Genomic DNA, 16,262 nt, shown 5'->3' on the forward strand with positions numbered 1-16,262 from the left:
GAATGTAGTTCCTCATTACGTTTAATTGTATTTTGGTGGATACCTTTTCCATCAACTGTTTTTGAATGCTCACTAATGTTGAGATAAGTTATGGGAATCCTTTGTTCTACGAGAAAATCAATTGTTTCAATATCAATAGTAAGTGAATGATCTTTACGTTGCTGATGCACTTTATCAAGCCATTACCGCTTATCTGAATGGATTACGCTTTGTTGCTGGTTCATAATGACGTTCCTCTCTGTATTGTTGTATCAAGTCAATTTCTTTTAATTCGATCTTAACTTGCTTGGCCATTTCTTTTGCTTTACGAACTTCAACTCCTAACCCCATTTGCTTGAAGCGTTAGCCATATCTTTTGATAACTGAATAACTTCTAAAAGTTCATCCTCTTGGTCTGGTTCAGGTACTTTTGCTTTACAACCTAGACATTGCATTTTAGTTGGACACACGAAGTCAGTCACGCATGTACCACCTAATACTTTGTTATATACACCAACATCTTTCTTTAAAATGCGTGGGTTTCTTCTATAATAAAATCAATGTTCGTAGCATTCTTTTAATCAAACTTTATTCCAAAGCTACAAATATTGTGCTCCCATCAATAATAGTCGTTAAATAGCTAAAATGGTCAAAGATAAACGGTAAATCGCACGAGTGAAAATTGGACTCTCCATCCAATTTTCCTCGTGTTTTTTGTTTGGAAAAAACAAAGAAAAAGCCAGATAAAGACCGACAAATCAACGGTTTCCAAAAACAGTTTTCCTTCTTGGTACCCATGTGCTGTCCATTCGTATCCTCATTCAGGTCAAATAAGCAATTCCTCATCTTCAAACGTATAGAACGATTGATATTTCTCCAAAATTTTCTCTAACCCGCATATTGTAAGCGAACGGCCGATAGAAATGGAAAATTTAGCTTAAGTAGCTATTGACAAGAAATTAAAAAGAGACTATTATTTTAAATAGTAATGATTATCATTATCAATAGAAAAACGATAGAGATGATAACAAATATAAAGGAGAATCTTAAATTGAAAAAATTAATCTTACCTTTCATTTTAATGTGTGTTCTTATTATTAGTGCCTGTGGCAATAGTTCAAAAAATCAGTCAGCAGGGGATGAAAATAAAAAGGACGAAAATGAAACAATTACATATCAATCTGAAAATGGACCTATTGAAGTACCCGCTCATCCGAAAAGAGTAGTAGTTCTGACTGGTAATGCAGGTGACTTAATCTCACTTGGCATCAATATCGTAGGGGTGGACGAATGGTCTAAGGAAAGCCCATTACTTAAAGATCAATTAAAAGATATTAAAGCTGTTTCAGATGAGGATTTAGAGAAAATTATTGAATTAAAACCAGATTTAATTATTGGAGCAAGTGATAATAATAACCTAGATAAGTTGAAAAAAATTGCTCCAACAATTACCTATACGTATAATAAAGTAGATTATTTAACACAACATTTAGAAATTGGTAAATTGGTAAACAAAGAAAAAGAAGCTCAAAGCTGGATTGATGACTTCAAAAAACGGGCAAATACTGTAGGAATTAAAATTAAAGCAAAAATTGGTGAAAATTCAACAGTGACTGTAATGGAAAGTTACGATAAAGATATGGGTATTCTTGGCGATAGTTGGGGAAGAGGCACAGAAGTTCTTTATCAAGCAATGGGTCTGAAAATGCCTGGAAAAGTAAAGGAAATGACAAGTAAAGAAGGATACTACATGATTTCATCTGAAGTATTACCTGACTATGTTGGGGACTACTTGATTGTTAGTAAATACAATGACCAAGATAATTCCTATCAAAGGACGGATCTATATAAAGAAATGCCAGCTGTGAAGAACAACCATGTAATTGAAGTGGATGGAAATACCTTTTTGTTTAACGATTCTTTAACTTTAGACTACCAATTGAACTATTTTGAAGAACAATTTTTAAAATAGGCTGTTTTCAAAGAGATTGTTGCTTTTAATAATATTGTAAACACAGAGTGGATGGAGTGTTCCATTGTTTATTCCCGAAAACAACAAACTTTACGAAAAGAGCCTTAAAATAAAATGAAACAGGGAACGCAGAATGCGATAATTTAGCATTCTGTGTTCTTTTTTATATATGCTATCATGCGTGTTGATCAACTAATAAAAACCAGGGGAAAGATACAGAAAAGGGCACTTTTGTAGAATGGAGTTTGCGAATTAACAAACTATTGTTCCTAAGATTGAAGTAATTTCAGCCGACCAAATTGACGAATCCAACGAATGCGTATTAACTTTGGATGTGAAATATCGATTTGTGATTGACGTAAGTGCAATTTGAGTTGACAAAAATGATTTATTAGTATTCTTTATTATTTGGTAGATTAGTCTATATTATAGATACAATAAGAAGGCCTCTTTCTAGATGTATTTGCCCTATAAAGCATACATTTATGATAGGGCGCCTTCGTTATTTTTTCTAGTGGAAACCCTCGAGAAATATGTACACATACGTAAAATGTCCGTTACATATGACGTTCTATAAGAAATTCCGGTTGATCTTTCAACTTTCTTCAAAATGGTAAAATACTAGGGTTCGGTGGCAGCCATGCAAACTATTCAGATTTGTGGTGGTTCCTGCATTTAAAATTATGAACAAATAAATACTTTTATATATGTTGCTTCCACTTTGAAGTAACATATATAAAAATGATTCAAATGAGTGATAAATTAAAGTAGTCTCAAATTGTATAACATCCTTTAGAGTAGAATTATCTATTCGATGCTGTTTTAAGTTGTAGTTACATTGATTTAATCTAAAAAAAGACCGCTAAGAAAATTGCTTACGGTCATTTACATTGGTTCTAATTCGTACCATTTTGCTGTTTGTAATACTCATCAATCGGTATAAATAATCCTACTCTACCATACGTATCATGATCCAACGTAGCAAAAACGACGCCAATCACTTGCCCGTACTTATTCAAAACCGGACTTCCACTATTTCCACGATAAACAGGTGCCTTTATCATAACGACAGGTTCTTCCCAATCGCTTAACTGAATATAATCTATAATTTTACCTTCATTTGCAATACCCGTAAAACTTAGGGGATTACCAATAAAATAAACGGGGTCGTCCTCTTCAAAGGACGTTTGTTTCGCTAGTTCCAAATAGGGCAAGTCTTGGCCATCTATTTCTAACACAGCAAGATCAACTGAAGGATAAGTGTTTACCACCTTAGCTTTGAAACGACGATCATCTGGAAAACCAACTGTAACGGTCTTATGTCCTTCCACGACATGATAATTTGTTAAAATTGTTCCGTCACTTGATATGGAAAAGCCAGTCCCTTTGCTGCCATCTGTTAAAACAACGACAACCGACTTTTTTAAACTAGTAATATCTTCTTGAGAAGATAATTTTGCAGAAGTTTTTAAAAACTCAATTGCTGGAATGGAATATACAGAAAAGATAGCTGCAAATGTATTAACGAACAAAATGGTAGCCATCAGATAGAATATCCATTTAGGAAAAGGACGTTTAGACTTGCGACTTGTTTTTTCTTGCGCCGCTTTTAGAAGAGCCTCTTGTTGAGCTGCCAATACAAACTCTAAAAATTCTTCATCTATTTCTTCTTCAATACTCTCATCTTTCCATATATCCTTATGCTGTTTTTCATTTGGATCCATTGCACACATCCTAACTGTATAACACATATCTTTACATGTATTATACACAATCGGAAAGGCACAGGGTGCTCTAAATAACGTAATACATATGTATGGTGCACGCTGGAGCACAGGAATTATGCCCCAACCTGCTAAAGTTTAATTTAGTAAGATTTTTCTTCTTCGCTTTTTTCTCGTTGATTTTGAGTCATCTTTCCTTGCTTTGGTTTCAAATTTCCTAACTCAGCTAATTCCAGAGAAATTTCTTCTTTCTTGCTACTTGGATTTTTAGCCATGGACCCCTTATTGTTGCTAGCTCCTTGATGATTATCTCTTGTCAAAATAAAACCTCCCATCTAAACTATTTTGATGCCCTTTTAACATGGTTCAAAAATAATTAAACATGTATGCAAATTTGAAATTAAATAATTTACATCATCTCTAAATGACCATTTTCAAGAGTTATAACCTTCTTCAAACTATCTTTAGTAAAAATAAAAGTCCATGGCATACTAGTATTAGGTTGGATTATAAGCGTTGAAAGTGTAAAAGTATTCTCTGCTATAACTTCATTATTTTCCAAATAGGTCACTCTTTTTTCACTAAAAATAAGTATTTCATCAGTGAAATTATGAACAAGTACGGTAACTAATAAATCACCTTTATGATTAGTTGCTCGCCATATAAGTGAAAGCCGAGCACTTGGAAACTCCCTTTTATTTGTATGAAGAAAAATCCTCTCAATTTCTTTCCGATCTTTATCAGACAATGCCCTATCCCATGACATTTCAAATGCAAGCTTTTGCAATTTCTAAACCTCCTTTATTAAGAAATATTTTATCATGGTCTTTTATTACATGCTAAAACTGGTGCTAAGTATGCTTCAATTTGGCGATACATGTGTTGTCCTACCATTTCTAAGCATATGTTATTTGGAAAGGAGGGTACTATGAGTGACTATGTAAATTTATTTCAAAACTTTTTACCCCCAACTGCAACGATTCTTGAATTACCGAATACCCAAGAGAGCCCGGCCGTATTGGTGGCTGATATAGATGGGGATCATATAGAAGAAATAATTGGAGCATATAAATATGAAAAGCAAAATTATCTTTTGATTTTAAAGATAATGAATGATCAATGGCTTCCTTTAATCCATATTAAAGGAAGTGGATATGGCATTACGGATTTAATGGCAGCACCATTAACAGAGAATTGGATAAATACTATCATTGTTGGTTGGCAAAAAGGGAGTATGTGGTCGGAATTGGACCTTTTGCAATGGACGAATAAAGGATTTGTGCGATTACCTACGAACAATATGGTCTATAGTAAATTAGAAGCAGAAGACATGCCAGGTACGTATGGACAGGATGGACAATATGAACTTGCAATATGGCTTCATGATACGGGTGAAGCCTATAAAGTAGATGTATATCGTTTTAGTCAAGGAGAGCTTGTTCAAGCACATGATGTCTATCCATACTATTATAAAAAAGTCGAATATTACTACGAAAAATTGTTGCAAACAAATGATTTTTCTTTTTACTGGTATTATTTATCGGATGCGCAGAAGAAGACAGGAGATTTGGAACAGAGTCTAAATTCAATCGATAAAGCACTGACCTTTCATTTACCATACCCATCCAGAGAATTGTTATTAAATAAACAACAACAAGTTGCAAAGCTCTTAAGTGATGCTAGTTCTAACAATAAAGTTGTAATCGACCAAAAAAGTGGCGATGTGACTGGTGATGGTTTCATAAATACTGTTTATCTTACAGGTGAAAAGACAGAAGGAAGTCCTTTTTGGAAAAATATTAGCCTTGAAATTATTAATGAAAAGACGAATATGTACGAAATAATTCCTTTAAAAGAGAATGCGGGTTATAACCCTACGATATTTCTTGGTGACTTTACAGGAGATCGAGTAGACGACATACTCATTGTCATCGATACAGGTGGTAGCGGCGGCACAATATACGCATACGTATTTTCATTCATTGAAGGAAGTATGCGACAAATATTTGATGCGGATGAATATAATGAACGTACAAAGTATGAAGTCAATTATCAAAATCAATACAAAGTAACGGTCCTAAGCTCTGACCCAAAAAAGAAATATTTGCTGGACTTAATGTATAAAGGACAGGAATATTTATCCGAAATTTATAACGAGAATGGAACGCTTAAACAACCGATTAAAGGATGGGTAGATCCAATTGGAGGACTTTATCCAATAGACTTTGCAAGGGATGGCAATTATGAACTGATGGCTATTCAAGAAATCGCAGGAAGATACCATGCGGATGGATTAGGATATGTAGAAAATGTATTAAAATGGAACGTTCATGCATTCGTTACGGATAGGCAAAATGTATCTATCTTTGGCGAGGATTTACCATCGTAATAGTATTTAGAATTGCTGCAAAGTCATAGGCTATGTCGCAATTCTTTTTTTGTTGCGAAGTGCTTTGTTTTTTATGCATGTCAAGTAGAATGCATGATATTTTTAAAAAAGGATTTGACAATTTTGTGAACTGCGTGAATAATATATAGAAAAGGAGGATGGTTTAAGTGGAAAAATATAAGAATATGTTAAATGCGACAAGATATGTTGGTGGTACATTACTCTCTATAGGAATAGCTATCTTCTTATATGGAATTTTTATAAGCGAATATAATGCTGTTATGGGTGTTGGTATTGGCACAGTAATGGGTGCTGTTTTTATTTTTTTAATTGGTATGTTTCTAATAGCTTCTGAAGAAATGGTGGTAAACTCTCGAAAATCTAAAAAAGAGAGCGCCGTATAGACGCTCTCTTTAAGTATTTATATTTACATATCCCAAACCATTGCCATTAATGTTCCGAAAATGGTAACTAGCGCAATAAGTAAACCGTAATATACGTTTGCATAGATAGATTTTTTATCATTAGTCTCACCAGCATGCATAAATACAACCAGCTGAAGACCGGCCTGTATAAATGCTGTTAGGAGAAGAACTGTCATACCAACTGCAAATGACATATCAGTAAAGTAAACTAAAAGTGCCACTGCAGTAAGAACTAGCGAAGCGACAAAGCCCATTACTTGTTTAAAAGGGAATAATTCTTTCATAATTACATCATTCCTTTCAAGTAGATGAAGCTAAAGATGAAAATCCAAACTACATCTAAGAAATGCCAATAAAGGGAGAAGATAAATGATTTATTGGCTGTTTCAGGAGTTAAACCACGTTTTTTAATTTGTAATAGGATAAATAATCCCCAGAAGAAACCAAATGTTACGTGTAATCCATGTGTTCCTAGTGTTGTTAGCAGGATAGCAGTAAATCCACTAGTTTGTAGTGTTGCACCTACATGAACGTAATGAATAAACTCAGAAACTTCGAAGCTTAAGAATCCTGCACCAAGAAGAAGTGTGATTAAAAAGAATACCATCGTTGCTTTCTTGTTGCCGATACGCATGGCATGAATTCCAAGACCTATCGTAAAACTACTAGTTAATAGTAAGATTGTTTCCATTAATACTGGTGCAATTTCAAAGATTTCAGCTCCAGTAGGACCACTGCCTGTTCGGTGAACCATTGTAAAGTAGGTAGCGAAAAGTGTTGCAAAAAGCATTATTTCCGCACCTAGGAAAATCCAAAAGCCTAAAATCTTCAAGCTATTTTCTTCCGTACTATATTCCAGTGGAAGCGAGTTATCTACCTTCATTTTTTAGCACCTCGCAATTTTGCTTCAGTTTCTTCAATCTCTTCGACAGAGATGTATCGTCCGTGATCTTTCTCAAATGACCGGTAAGCAAGGCAAGCCAATAAACCGATTAACGAAATAATGGCGATTGGCCACATGCTGAATACCATTGCAAATCCAAAGCCAAAGAAGGCACAGCCCATAATGAATGGTAATCCACTGTTATTAGGCATATGAATCTTTTCCAGTTTACCCGGGAATAATTCATGACCATTCTTCTTAGAATCCCAAAATGCTTGGGTTGAATTAACTTTTGGTGTAATGGCAAAGTTATACTCCGGTACTGGTGTATGTGTTGCCCATTCAAGGGAACGTGCATCCCAAGGGTCATTACTAATATCCCTTGATGCATAACGCGTACTATAGTAAATGTTATAAACAAGTAAAACAAAACCTACAGCCATCAAGCCTGCACCGAAGAATGCAACCATATTCAACGGACCAAATCCTGTTGATTCGGAATAAGTATACATACGACGTGCTTGACCATCTAAACCTGTAATATACATTGGTATGAAGGCTAAGACGAAGCCGATGGAAAGTAACCAAACTGTCCATTTACCAATTTTTTCATTCAACATGAAGCCAAACATTTTTGGCCAGTAGTAAGTAAGACCTGCAAGCATCGCATAAACTACTCCCGGAATGATTACATTATGGAAGTGAGCCACTAAAAACATCGTATTATGATATTGATAGTCAGCTGCTGACATTGCAAGCATAACTCCTGTAACTCCACCTAATGTGAACAAAGGAATGAAGAGTACAGAGTATAGCATCGGGGTTGTAAATACAATTTTCCCTTTCCAAAGCGTGAACAGCCAGTTAAACATCTTAACTCCGGTAGGAACGGCAATCGCCATTGTGGTAATCGAGAAAATACTATTTGATACTGGACCTTGACCCATCGTAAAGAAATGGTGAGCCCATACAAAAAACGATAATAAAGAGATAAGAACCATTGATGCAACCATTGATTTATAACCATATAAATTACGGCGTGCAAAAGTGGATATAATTTCACTGTAAAGACCAAAAGCAGGCAAGATTAAGATATATACTTCCGGATGTCCCCAAACCCAGAACAAGTTAGCCCACATCATATCCATACCACCATTAGCGGTTGTAAAGAAGTTTGTTCCGAATAGTCGATCCATCGTTCCCATTGCAAGTGCTACTGTTAATACAGGGAAAGCGAAAACAATAATTACATTGGCGATAAACGCAGACCATGTGAACATTGGCATTTTCATTAAAGACATACCAGGTGCTCTCATTTTTAGAATCGTCGTCATAAAGTTAATACCAGTCATTAATGTTCCGAGACCGGCTATTTGTATTGCAATCATATAATAGTTGGTTCCTACAGAGGTACTGAACTCATTTCCTGCAAGTGGGAAATAAGAAGTCCATCCTGCATCAGGTGAACCACCTATAATGAATGAGAGGTTGAATAATCCCATCCCCATAAAGAATAACCAAAAGCTTATCGCATTTAATCGTGGAAACGCTACGTCACGAGCCCCGATTTGCAATGGAACAAGGAAATTAAAGAAAAACATAATAAACGGCATTGCCATAAACAGGATCATAACGACCCCGTGTGTCGTGAAAACTTCGTTATAATGCTCAGAATCTAGCAGGGTGTTATCAGGTAATGCTAGTTGAGCACGCATCATGATAGCATCTACGCCACCACGGAATAGCATTAGCAAAGCAGATAGCAAATACATAATACCAATTCGTTTATGGTCAACAGTTGTTAACCATTCTTTCCATAGATACCCCCATTTTTTAAAATAGGTAATCCCTACGACTATTGCAAGCATAGTTAGACCAATGCCAACCATGGATGCGTATATTAAAAAGCTTGGATGTGGTACCGCAAACTGTTTAAAGAAATCCATACTTTTGAAACTCCTTTCGGGAAATATAGTGCTGCTCATAAAAATGAGCTAAAGTTAAGCTTGTAAACCAGAATCAATGATGAGAGTGTTCTGATTCTTCATGTGATTCTTGATCATGTGAATCAGACATGCCTGGCATATCGGACATATCGGACATGCTCTGGTGTTCTGGAGCTGGTGAGAATTCTAAATGAGTTCCATTATAAGTGGAACGCCCCAAATGTCCGGGTTTTAATAATTCTTCAAACTTTTCTTTTGTAAGTGTTTTAGCTGTTTCATGTACTTCTTTTACCCAGTCATCAAAGTCAGCTTGAGACATGGAAGTAACTTGGAACGTATTTTGTGCAAAACCTGCACCACTAAAGTTTGCGTTTCGACCATCGTACTCGCCTTCCCCATCAGCTGCTAAGAATAACGTCGTAACCATATCCGACATAGCATATTTTTGGCCGCCAAGTTGTGGAATCCAGAAGCTGGTGATTGGCCCATACGAATAAAGTCTAAATTCAATAGGACGGTTAGCTGGAATATATAGATAGTTTACTGTCTCAATATTTTCTTCTGGATAACTAAAGTGCCACTTCCAGTTGGAAGATGAAGCATAAACTACTAATGGCTTTTGATCTTCATATTTTACTGGTATTGCCTCTACTTCATAGTTACTTCTGACTGAAACGATGGAAAGAATTATTACAATAATAATTGGAATTCCTACACAAATCGCTTCCACAATATGATTTCCTTCAATATGTGGTGGTTCATAATCTTCACTTTGTTTAGAAGCACGATATTTAATTAAAATAAATATTAAAATCGCAAAAACAACAATTACAACACCAGACATCATCCAAATGGAAAACATAATATCATGCGCTTGCGCTTCAGCTTGTGGACCTTTCGGATCTAATACTAATAATGGTTCACAACCAGATAGCACAGTGGCTACAGTGAGAAACATTGTAAATAGAACCCATTTCATTTTCAATTTCATAGTTGTACCCCTCTCGAATTATTTTAATAAAGTTGTATTTCATAGAAATCCAAATTATTGATAGACGTTTTGTATCTGCCTCTATATTAGTCCCATCCTTTTTTAAAAACCATGGAAAGAAACTGCCTTCACAAAAAGTTCATGAAGATATGTACAAAAGTAAAATGTTTGTTAACCAAATTGTGAACAAGTTTTAAGTATCGACAATTAAATGGATAAACCAGGGTTACTTGGTTCTGTTTTACTTTTTGTTAAGTACAATATTTTTTGCTGTTCTTTTGGAAGAAGAACGTCTTCTAAAGTTTGAATTTACTCTTCTTAGGAAATACTTCGTAACAGTACCCTGTAGGAAGAAGGCATACCATGTATCGAAATCAGTGGATAATGACACAAGTATGGCATGATGTATTATTTCTTCATTGGCCAGTTTCTCCAGACGACTTGGTTGAACACATTCCTCCTGAACTAGAACTGGATCTCTATAACGGGAGGGCGTGGATTGGGTTAATATTTTTCAAAGTAAAAGGGAATCGTCCAAGACTTACTCCTTCTATACTTGGATTTAGCTCTTTTTTAGAGCTAAACGTTCGTACGTATGTCACATTTGAGGGGAAAGTAGGTGTGCATTTCTTCAGTTTAGATGCGAATAATTCTTTGATTGTAAAATTGTCGACACTCGGAGGCTTTTTGCCTTTTCGTCACGCGAAGATAAGTTTAAAACGACGCAAGAATAAATTTACGATTCAGAGTATATATAGAGACAAAAAAACAATTCGGGAAGTGTTTGTTACAACATTTGAATCGATGCCTAGTTCGATTGAAAGTAATCCATTCGAACGGTGGTTGACGGAACGGTATCATTTGTGGACAAAAACGAAAGATCAATTATTTCGTGTAGATATTAGGCATTCTCCTTGGATTTTACAAAATGTTACTGGTAGAGTAATTGAAAATTCAATGGGAACATTTTTAAAAAGTAATTATCAAGTGAATGCTCCAATAGCCCACTATTCTAAAATGAAAAAAGCACTTATATTTCCGCCTGTAAAGGAAAATACGGAGAACAAATAAAAGGTTCCAGAACAATTTATTTGTTCTGGAACCTTTTATATTTTTGTTTAGTTGAAATTATTTATCTTGAAACATTTGTGAATCGGATAGTTTCTCTTTGCTCATTAACAAAATAAAAACAAACGCAAGTGCAAGAGGAACGAGTGTCCACAAAAATGTAGTAGTTAAAGAATTCGATAAAACATCTGTAATTTGCTTCAAAATATCTGCAGGAATTTTAGCGCGTAATTCTGGAGATAAAATGGCACGACTATTTCCGCCAACCACATTTTGTTTAAATGACTCTGGTAACCCTGAAATAAAACTATTTCTTTGAATTACGCCAAAAATAGTAATACCAAGTGTCATTCCTAAAGCGCGCAAGAAACTACTCGTTGAACTGGCGCTACCTCGTTGTTGAGGAAGAGCTTTTTGAATAGCAGACATACCAAGAATCGAGAAGGAAGGACCAACTCCAAGGCCTACAATCATCATATAGATAGTCAGCATCCAACGCGGAGTAGAAGGCTCTAAGGTTCCAAGTAAGATGGCTCCAGTTCCAAGGAGAATACTTGAAACGATCATTATAGATCGATAGCTAAACTTATTAGCTAGTGCACCACCCATGGCTGCTCCTATACTAGATGTTACCATCATCGGTAATAATAATAAACCTGAGTTTGTAGCACTTCCACCTGTTACCCCTTGAATATAGAGCGGGATATAAATAGTAGAAACCATAAATACGCCACCATAGAACATGCCTGTTAAAACACTAGTAGTATATAAACGTTCTTTGAATAAATCAAATGGCAAAATTGGATCTTTCGCATATTTTTCGATGATTAAAAATGCAACAAAACAAACAGCCGATAAAATAAATAACGAGATAATTTGCCATGAGCTCCAGCTATACGTATCTCCACCTAATTCGAGTGCGAACATAAGAGATACAGAAAAGCTTACAAGGAATATGGCACCAGCCCAATCAATAATTTGACGAGAATGCGTTTTAGATTCATTGTAAAATAAAGCAATAAGACCTAAAGCAAGTAAACCAATTGGGATGTTGATATAAAAAATCCAACGCCAATGAATGTGGTCTGTAATAAATGACCCTAGTAAAGGGCCTGCTATACTAGAAAGACCGAACACTGCCCCAAATAACCCACTCATTTTTCCGCGTGATTCACTAGGAACAACATCCCAAATGATCGTGAAAGCGATTGGCATTAATGCACTGCCACCAATTCCTTGAATAGCACGGAAAACACATAATTGAACCATTGTTTGTGCAGTTCCACACAAAATCGAACCAATTAAAAATAACAATATTCCAAAGATAAAAAACTTCTTTCGACCATACATATCGGATAATTTTCCGAATATCGGCATTCCTGCCATTTCAGCAACTAAGTAAGCGGAAGTAACCCATACATATTTGTCCATTCCACCTAAATCGCCGATAATCGAACCCATACTTGTAGCGACAATGGTGTTATCCAAAGATGCCATAAATATTCCTAACAATAGTGCGGCCATGACAGGCTTGACCTTAGTTTCTCTGTTCATATTTTGCTTCACCCCTTAATGGTACTAAATTGCTATTTTGTAGTTTACCACCGTTAAATAGAGGAGTAAAGAAAGTATGTGAAAAGGACGATATAATAAAAGTAATGAGATGCTGAAAATGTAAAGAAATTATTACGGAAGCTGCATAACAATTAACCTCTTTTACCTATAATGCCCAATAAGGACGGTGCTACTATAATAAGTTACACTTCTTTTCCTAACCTAGAGACAAAGAATCTTCTGTTAAGAAGAATAGAACAAAATGACACTCATGATTTGTATGCCATGAGAAAAGATCCGAGAATGAATATATTTACAAATACAAAAGTAGACGAAAATATCGAAGAAACAAATGTCTATATAGCGCAGATGAATAAAGGAGACGATGATGAAAAAATGGGTAATATGGGCAATAGAACATAAACAATCAAAAAAGGTAACAGGAACTATTAACATATGGAATCTTAATAAGGAAGAAAAAAGTGGAGAACTTGGTTATGGAATTATTCCTGCATATCAAGGGCAAGGATTAATGTTCAAAACCTTATTAAGTAATAGCTGAATATGGTTTTGAACAAATGAACTTAGATAAGCTTCTTGCTTATACAGAGGAGCATAATAGACCTCCATTAATCTATTAGAAAAGTGTAAGTTTGTGGGAATCGGGAGAGTAGATGAATAAGGATACACTAACAAACAAATATATCGTCTAGTAGTTTATCAACTGGAGCGGTAAGTATTTTATTGCCTACATACAAAATATAATTCTTCTTTCAGACCCCAGTATTTGTTTCTCCTGCGGTTACTCGTCATAGAAAATGCATTGCTCCAATTAGATGTTGTATTATAATACATATAGGTAAAAAGGGTCATTATGACGTTGAATGGAAGTGGATAGATGATGAGGCGGCAAAAGAACATCAATATTTTACTAGTAATTGTTTTCCTAAGTGTTCTTACATTTGCATTTATTAACTATAATTCGACAAAACAACTTGTATTGGATTCAGTTGAAAGGGAAACAAATGGACTACTAAATGACTTTACTTTGGAAGTTAATCGCTTTTCCATGGCGCGAATCGCTGAAATGCAATTGATGGCGATGCACATATCTCATTTGCTTGAGAAAGACGAGGACATAACTTTATTTTTACATAAGCAAAATGCTAATATGCCCTATTTTTGTGGGCTTGGTTTTATCACACCAGATGGTGAAGTTAATGCAGCTGATGGAACACAATTTCATGTGAAACAAAAAGAGTCATTTGTACGTGCCATGAACGGTGAAAACATGTTTAGTTCTGATTTTAGCTTGCATCAAGATCCCAGCCAAAAAGTAACGGCAATTTCTGTGCCCGTTGTCAATAGCGAAGGGAAAATTATTGGTGTATTATCCGGTGTAATTAATATGGCTAATATTATTAGCGAACTTGCAGATGAATCAAGTTTGCCGGGAATCGTTTTTTTATTAAAAGAAAATGAGGTTATCTTTAGTTCGCAAAAAGAAATGGTATTTGAGAAGGTAATACCTCATAGCAGTCAATTGTTAAATGAAATCAACAAAAAAACGAATGGTAGCTGGATTGTTGATACGCCCACAGCTCGCTTCGTTAAGTTTCAGAAAACAGAGAGTAATTGGGTCGTTATAGTTGACTCCATTTCAAACCATGATACGTATAAAATCTCAAAAGCATTTTGGAATAATATTTTTATGGTATTATTAACACTTTCTATAACTTTTGTAGTGTTTATATATGTACTTCGACTTGAAAATAGGGAAAAAACACAGTCCAAACGTGATTTATTGACAGGGTTAGGAAATCGCGTTCAACTGGAAGAAAACCTGGCTAAAAAATTACAATACACTTCTAAAAAAAAAATAACACTGTTCTTTATTAATATAGATCATTTCGAAGATGTAAATGAACGGAATGGTTATCAGATTGGTGACCAATTATTGTTTAAAGTGAGTAGAAGTTTATTAGAACTAACAGGAAAGCAAAACGTATATCGAGTTTCAAATGAGGAATTTGTAATAACTTCCTATATCGATACAATCCAGGAGCAAAGGCAGTTTGCCTTAACAATTGTCCAAATGTTGGAGCAACCTATTTACTTTGAAGAAGGGAATGTATTATTAACAGCGAGTGTTGGAGTCCGATCATATTCAGCAGATGACCAAGTAGAACTTATGATGCGAGATGCGGCATTTGCTTGTAAGGAAGCAAATAAAAGTGGCGGAAATCAATTTGTTTATTTTACCGAGCAATTGGCGAAAGAAAGTGAAAATAATCGACGTATTGCTAAAAAAATATATCAAGCACTAGAAAATGATGAGTTTTACTTAGTTTACCAACCTATTTTTAGTATATCAGTTGATCAAGTTGTCAGTTTCGAAACGTTGCTCCGATGGAAATCGCCGGTTTTGGGGGAAGTGGGTCCCGTAGATTTTATTCCATTGTTAGAAGAAAATGACTCGATTGTCAAAGTAGGCAGTTGGGTCATTCGACAGGTGGCATTGCAAGTGAAGAAGTGGGAGCTTGAGGGATACAAAGACTTTACTGTTACTGTCAATATTTCGGTTAAACAACTTCAACATCCAACCTTTTTACGTGATGTAGAAACAATTTTGGCAGAGACTTTTGTGGAACCAAGGATGCTCATATTTGAAATTACAGAATCGATCGTAGCTCAAAATATTGATTCTGCTAAGCGAATTTTAGAAACCCTCAATTCCGTGGGAATTAAAATAGCATTGGATGATTTTGGAACAGGTTATTCGTCATTGTCCATTTTAAAAATGTTGCCGTTTCAATTTATGAAAGTCGATCGTGCTTTTGTAATGGAAGTAGAAAGTGATGGGGGAGAGTCACGAGCAATATTGAAAGGGATTTTGGAAATTGCGAGTGGACTCGAATTGACGACTATAATGGAAGGTGTCGAAACGAAGGAACAATTGCTTCTCCTAAAAGAAATGGGAGCCCATAGAATCCAAGGATATTATATTAGCAAGCCAGTAGCACCAATGATTGCAGTAGAATTTTTGAGCAAGAAAGACAAAGTGTAGTGGCGCAGTAGGTGTTGAAGCGACTAATATATGTTGAAAGATATCATTATTTTAAGTTATTAAGTTTGAGTCATTGCTTATATTACCAAAAATAACCGCTAGTTTGGACCGTTTGATGCGATAAATATCAAACGGTCTTTCTTCTGCTCAAATCCTATATACTTTGGTCTTTATATGGAGAAATGGTTGTTTTGGCTACACATTTGGATGCTGTCCCTGATGAACTGGTTGGTTTCAACTTACCAATGGTTGCTCTTTTCCATT

At 35.3% G+C, this 16,262-nt stretch carries 16 protein-coding genes and 1 pseudogene; 7 read left to right on the forward strand and 10 right to left on the reverse strand.

Annotation, left to right across the window (positions count from 1 at the left end; translation table 11 throughout):
- Positions 1–189: 189 nt before the first annotated feature.
- Together PB01_RS21700 and PB01_RS21705 are read right to left on the reverse strand one after the other, a co-directional pair.
- Positions 190–330, reverse strand: coding sequence for a hypothetical protein (locus PB01_RS21700; RefSeq protein WP_192797436.1), 141 nt, complete (start codon positions 328–330; stop codon positions 190–192).
- Entirely contained in the window at positions 321–461 is a 141-nt protein-coding gene (locus PB01_RS21705) for a hypothetical protein (protein ID WP_192797437.1), read from the reverse strand. Before PB01_RS21705 ends, PB01_RS21700 begins: the two co-directional genes overlap by 10 nt.
- Before the next feature lie 569 nt (positions 462–1,030).
- On the opposite strand from PB01_RS21705, the gene PB01_RS01930 reads away from it, so the two are divergent.
- Both PB01_RS01930 and PB01_RS21175 read left to right on the forward strand, forming a co-directional pair.
- Complete coding sequence (locus PB01_RS01930) at positions 1,031–1,951, forward strand: iron-hydroxamate ABC transporter substrate-binding protein (protein WP_151698610.1); 921 nt, start codon at positions 1,031–1,033, stop codon at positions 1,949–1,951.
- A gap of 262 nt (positions 1,952–2,213) precedes the next feature.
- Positions 2,214–2,324 (forward strand): annotated as a pseudogene (locus PB01_RS21175) (alcohol dehydrogenase); the annotation flags it as partial.
- Between the two features lie 523 nt (positions 2,325–2,847).
- Here the strand turns inward: PB01_RS21175 and PB01_RS01940 are convergent.
- From PB01_RS01940 to PB01_RS01945, 3 genes are all read right to left on the reverse strand, one after another.
- A complete protein-coding gene (locus PB01_RS01940) occupies positions 2,848–3,675 on the reverse strand; it encodes a S1C family serine protease (protein WP_151698611.1) in 828 nt (275 codons plus the stop codon).
- A 143-nt stretch (positions 3,676–3,818) separates the two neighbouring features.
- Positions 3,819–3,995, reverse strand: a complete 177-nt coding sequence (locus PB01_RS20790; RefSeq protein WP_192797438.1) for a hypothetical protein — start codon at positions 3,993–3,995, stop codon at positions 3,819–3,821.
- An 89-nt stretch (positions 3,996–4,084) separates the two neighbouring features.
- Positions 4,085–4,462, reverse strand: a complete 378-nt coding sequence (locus PB01_RS01945) for an SLAP domain-containing protein (RefSeq protein WP_151698612.1) — start codon at positions 4,460–4,462, stop codon at positions 4,085–4,087.
- A 141-nt stretch (positions 4,463–4,603) separates the two neighbouring features.
- Here PB01_RS01945 and PB01_RS21180 point away from each other — a divergent pair, with 141 nt between their 5' ends.
- Both PB01_RS21180 and PB01_RS01955 read left to right on the forward strand, forming a co-directional pair.
- A complete protein-coding gene (locus tag PB01_RS21180; protein WP_225986138.1) occupies positions 4,604–6,064 on the forward strand; it encodes a hypothetical protein in 1,461 nt (486 codons plus the stop codon).
- Between the two features lie 167 nt (positions 6,065–6,231).
- A complete protein-coding gene (locus PB01_RS01955; protein WP_225986139.1) occupies positions 6,232–6,468 on the forward strand; it encodes a hypothetical protein in 237 nt (78 codons plus the stop codon).
- Between the two features lie 23 nt (positions 6,469–6,491).
- On the opposite strand, the gene qoxD is transcribed toward PB01_RS01955, so the two are convergent.
- The 4 genes from qoxD to qoxA all read right to left on the reverse strand — a co-directional run bounded on the left by qoxD (position 6,492) and on the right by qoxA (position 10,309).
- Positions 6,492–6,773 carry a cytochrome aa3 quinol oxidase subunit IV gene (qoxD, locus tag PB01_RS01960; protein ID WP_151698613.1) on the reverse strand — a complete coding sequence of 94 codons (282 nt, stop codon included), beginning with the start codon at positions 6,771–6,773 and terminating at the stop codon, positions 6,492–6,494.
- Positions 6,774–6,775: 2 nt separating this feature from the next.
- Positions 6,776–7,372 (reverse strand): cytochrome aa3 quinol oxidase subunit III, encoded by a 597-nt coding sequence (qoxC, locus tag PB01_RS01965; protein WP_151698614.1) that lies wholly within the window; start codon positions 7,370–7,372, stop codon positions 6,776–6,778.
- Positions 7,369–9,318, reverse strand: coding sequence for a cytochrome aa3 quinol oxidase subunit I (gene qoxB, locus PB01_RS01970; RefSeq protein ID WP_151698615.1), 1,950 nt, complete (start codon positions 9,316–9,318; stop codon positions 7,369–7,371). The genes qoxC and qoxB overlap by 4 nt, the downstream gene beginning before the upstream one ends.
- A 73-nt stretch (positions 9,319–9,391) precedes the next feature.
- The gene (gene qoxA, locus PB01_RS01975; RefSeq protein WP_151698616.1) at positions 9,392–10,309 is read right to left on the reverse strand and encodes a cytochrome aa3 quinol oxidase subunit II; all 918 of its coding nucleotides are present in this window, start codon (positions 10,307–10,309) and stop codon (positions 9,392–9,394) included.
- A gap of 363 nt (positions 10,310–10,672) precedes the next feature.
- On the opposite strand from qoxA, the gene PB01_RS01980 reads away from it, so the two are divergent.
- Positions 10,673–11,380 (forward strand): YqjF family protein, encoded by a 708-nt coding sequence (locus PB01_RS01980; protein WP_151698617.1) that lies wholly within the window; start codon positions 10,673–10,675, stop codon positions 11,378–11,380.
- A gap of 57 nt (positions 11,381–11,437) precedes the next feature.
- Here the strand turns inward: PB01_RS01980 and PB01_RS01985 are convergent, their stop codons facing one another.
- Positions 11,438–12,931 carry an MDR family MFS transporter gene (locus tag PB01_RS01985; RefSeq protein ID WP_151698618.1) on the reverse strand — a complete coding sequence of 498 codons (1,494 nt, stop codon included), beginning with the start codon at positions 12,929–12,931 and terminating at the stop codon, positions 11,438–11,440.
- A gap of 388 nt (positions 12,932–13,319) precedes the next feature.
- On the opposite strand from PB01_RS01985, the gene PB01_RS21185 reads away from it, so the two are divergent.
- Both PB01_RS21185 and PB01_RS01995 read left to right on the forward strand, forming a co-directional pair.
- Positions 13,320–13,493, forward strand: coding sequence for a GNAT family N-acetyltransferase (locus PB01_RS21185; protein WP_225986140.1), 174 nt, complete (start codon positions 13,320–13,322; stop codon positions 13,491–13,493).
- A gap of 336 nt (positions 13,494–13,829) precedes the next feature.
- Positions 13,830–15,998, forward strand: a complete 2,169-nt coding sequence (locus tag PB01_RS01995; RefSeq protein WP_151698619.1) for a bifunctional diguanylate cyclase/phosphodiesterase — start codon at positions 13,830–13,832, stop codon at positions 15,996–15,998.
- The last annotated feature ends 264 nt before the right edge of the window (positions 15,999–16,262 follow it).

It is taken from the genome of Psychrobacillus glaciei, assembly GCF_008973485.1.
Lineage (GTDB): Bacteria > Bacillota > Bacilli > Bacillales_A > Planococcaceae > Psychrobacillus > Psychrobacillus glaciei.

Bases quoted from the DNA above. Each gene is read 5' to 3' on its own strand.
- PB01_RS21700 (WP_192797436.1), bottom strand. From the start codon at position 330: ATGGGGTTAGGAGTTGAAGTTCGTAAAGCAAAAGAAATGGCCAAGCAA.
- PB01_RS01940 (WP_151698611.1), bottom strand. From the start codon at position 3,675: ATGGATCCAAATGAAAAACAGCATAAGGATATATGGAAAGATGAGAGT.
- PB01_RS21180 (WP_225986138.1), top strand. From the start codon at position 4,604: ATGAGTGACTATGTAAATTTATTTCAAAACTTTTTACCCCCAACTGCA.
- qoxD (WP_151698613.1), bottom strand. From the start codon at position 6,773: ATGAAAGAATTATTCCCTTTTAAACAAGTAATGGGCTTTGTCGCTTCG.
- qoxC (WP_151698614.1), bottom strand. From the start codon at position 7,372: ATGAAGGTAGATAACTCGCTTCCACTGGAATATAGTACGGAAGAAAAT.
- qoxB (WP_151698615.1), bottom strand. From the start codon at position 9,318: ATGGATTTCTTTAAACAGTTTGCGGTACCACATCCAAGCTTTTTAATA.
- qoxA (WP_151698616.1), bottom strand. From the start codon at position 10,309: ATGAAATTGAAAATGAAATGGGTTCTATTTACAATGTTTCTCACTGTA.
- PB01_RS01980 (WP_151698617.1), top strand. From the start codon at position 10,673: ATGTATCGAAATCAGTGGATAATGACACAAGTATGGCATGATGTATTA.
- PB01_RS01985 (WP_151698618.1), bottom strand. From the start codon at position 12,931: ATGAACAGAGAAACTAAGGTCAAGCCTGTCATGGCCGCACTATTGTTA.
- PB01_RS21185 (WP_225986140.1), top strand. From the start codon at position 13,320: ATGAAAAAATGGGTAATATGGGCAATAGAACATAAACAATCAAAAAAG.
- PB01_RS01995 (WP_151698619.1), top strand. From the start codon at position 13,830: ATGATGAGGCGGCAAAAGAACATCAATATTTTACTAGTAATTGTTTTC.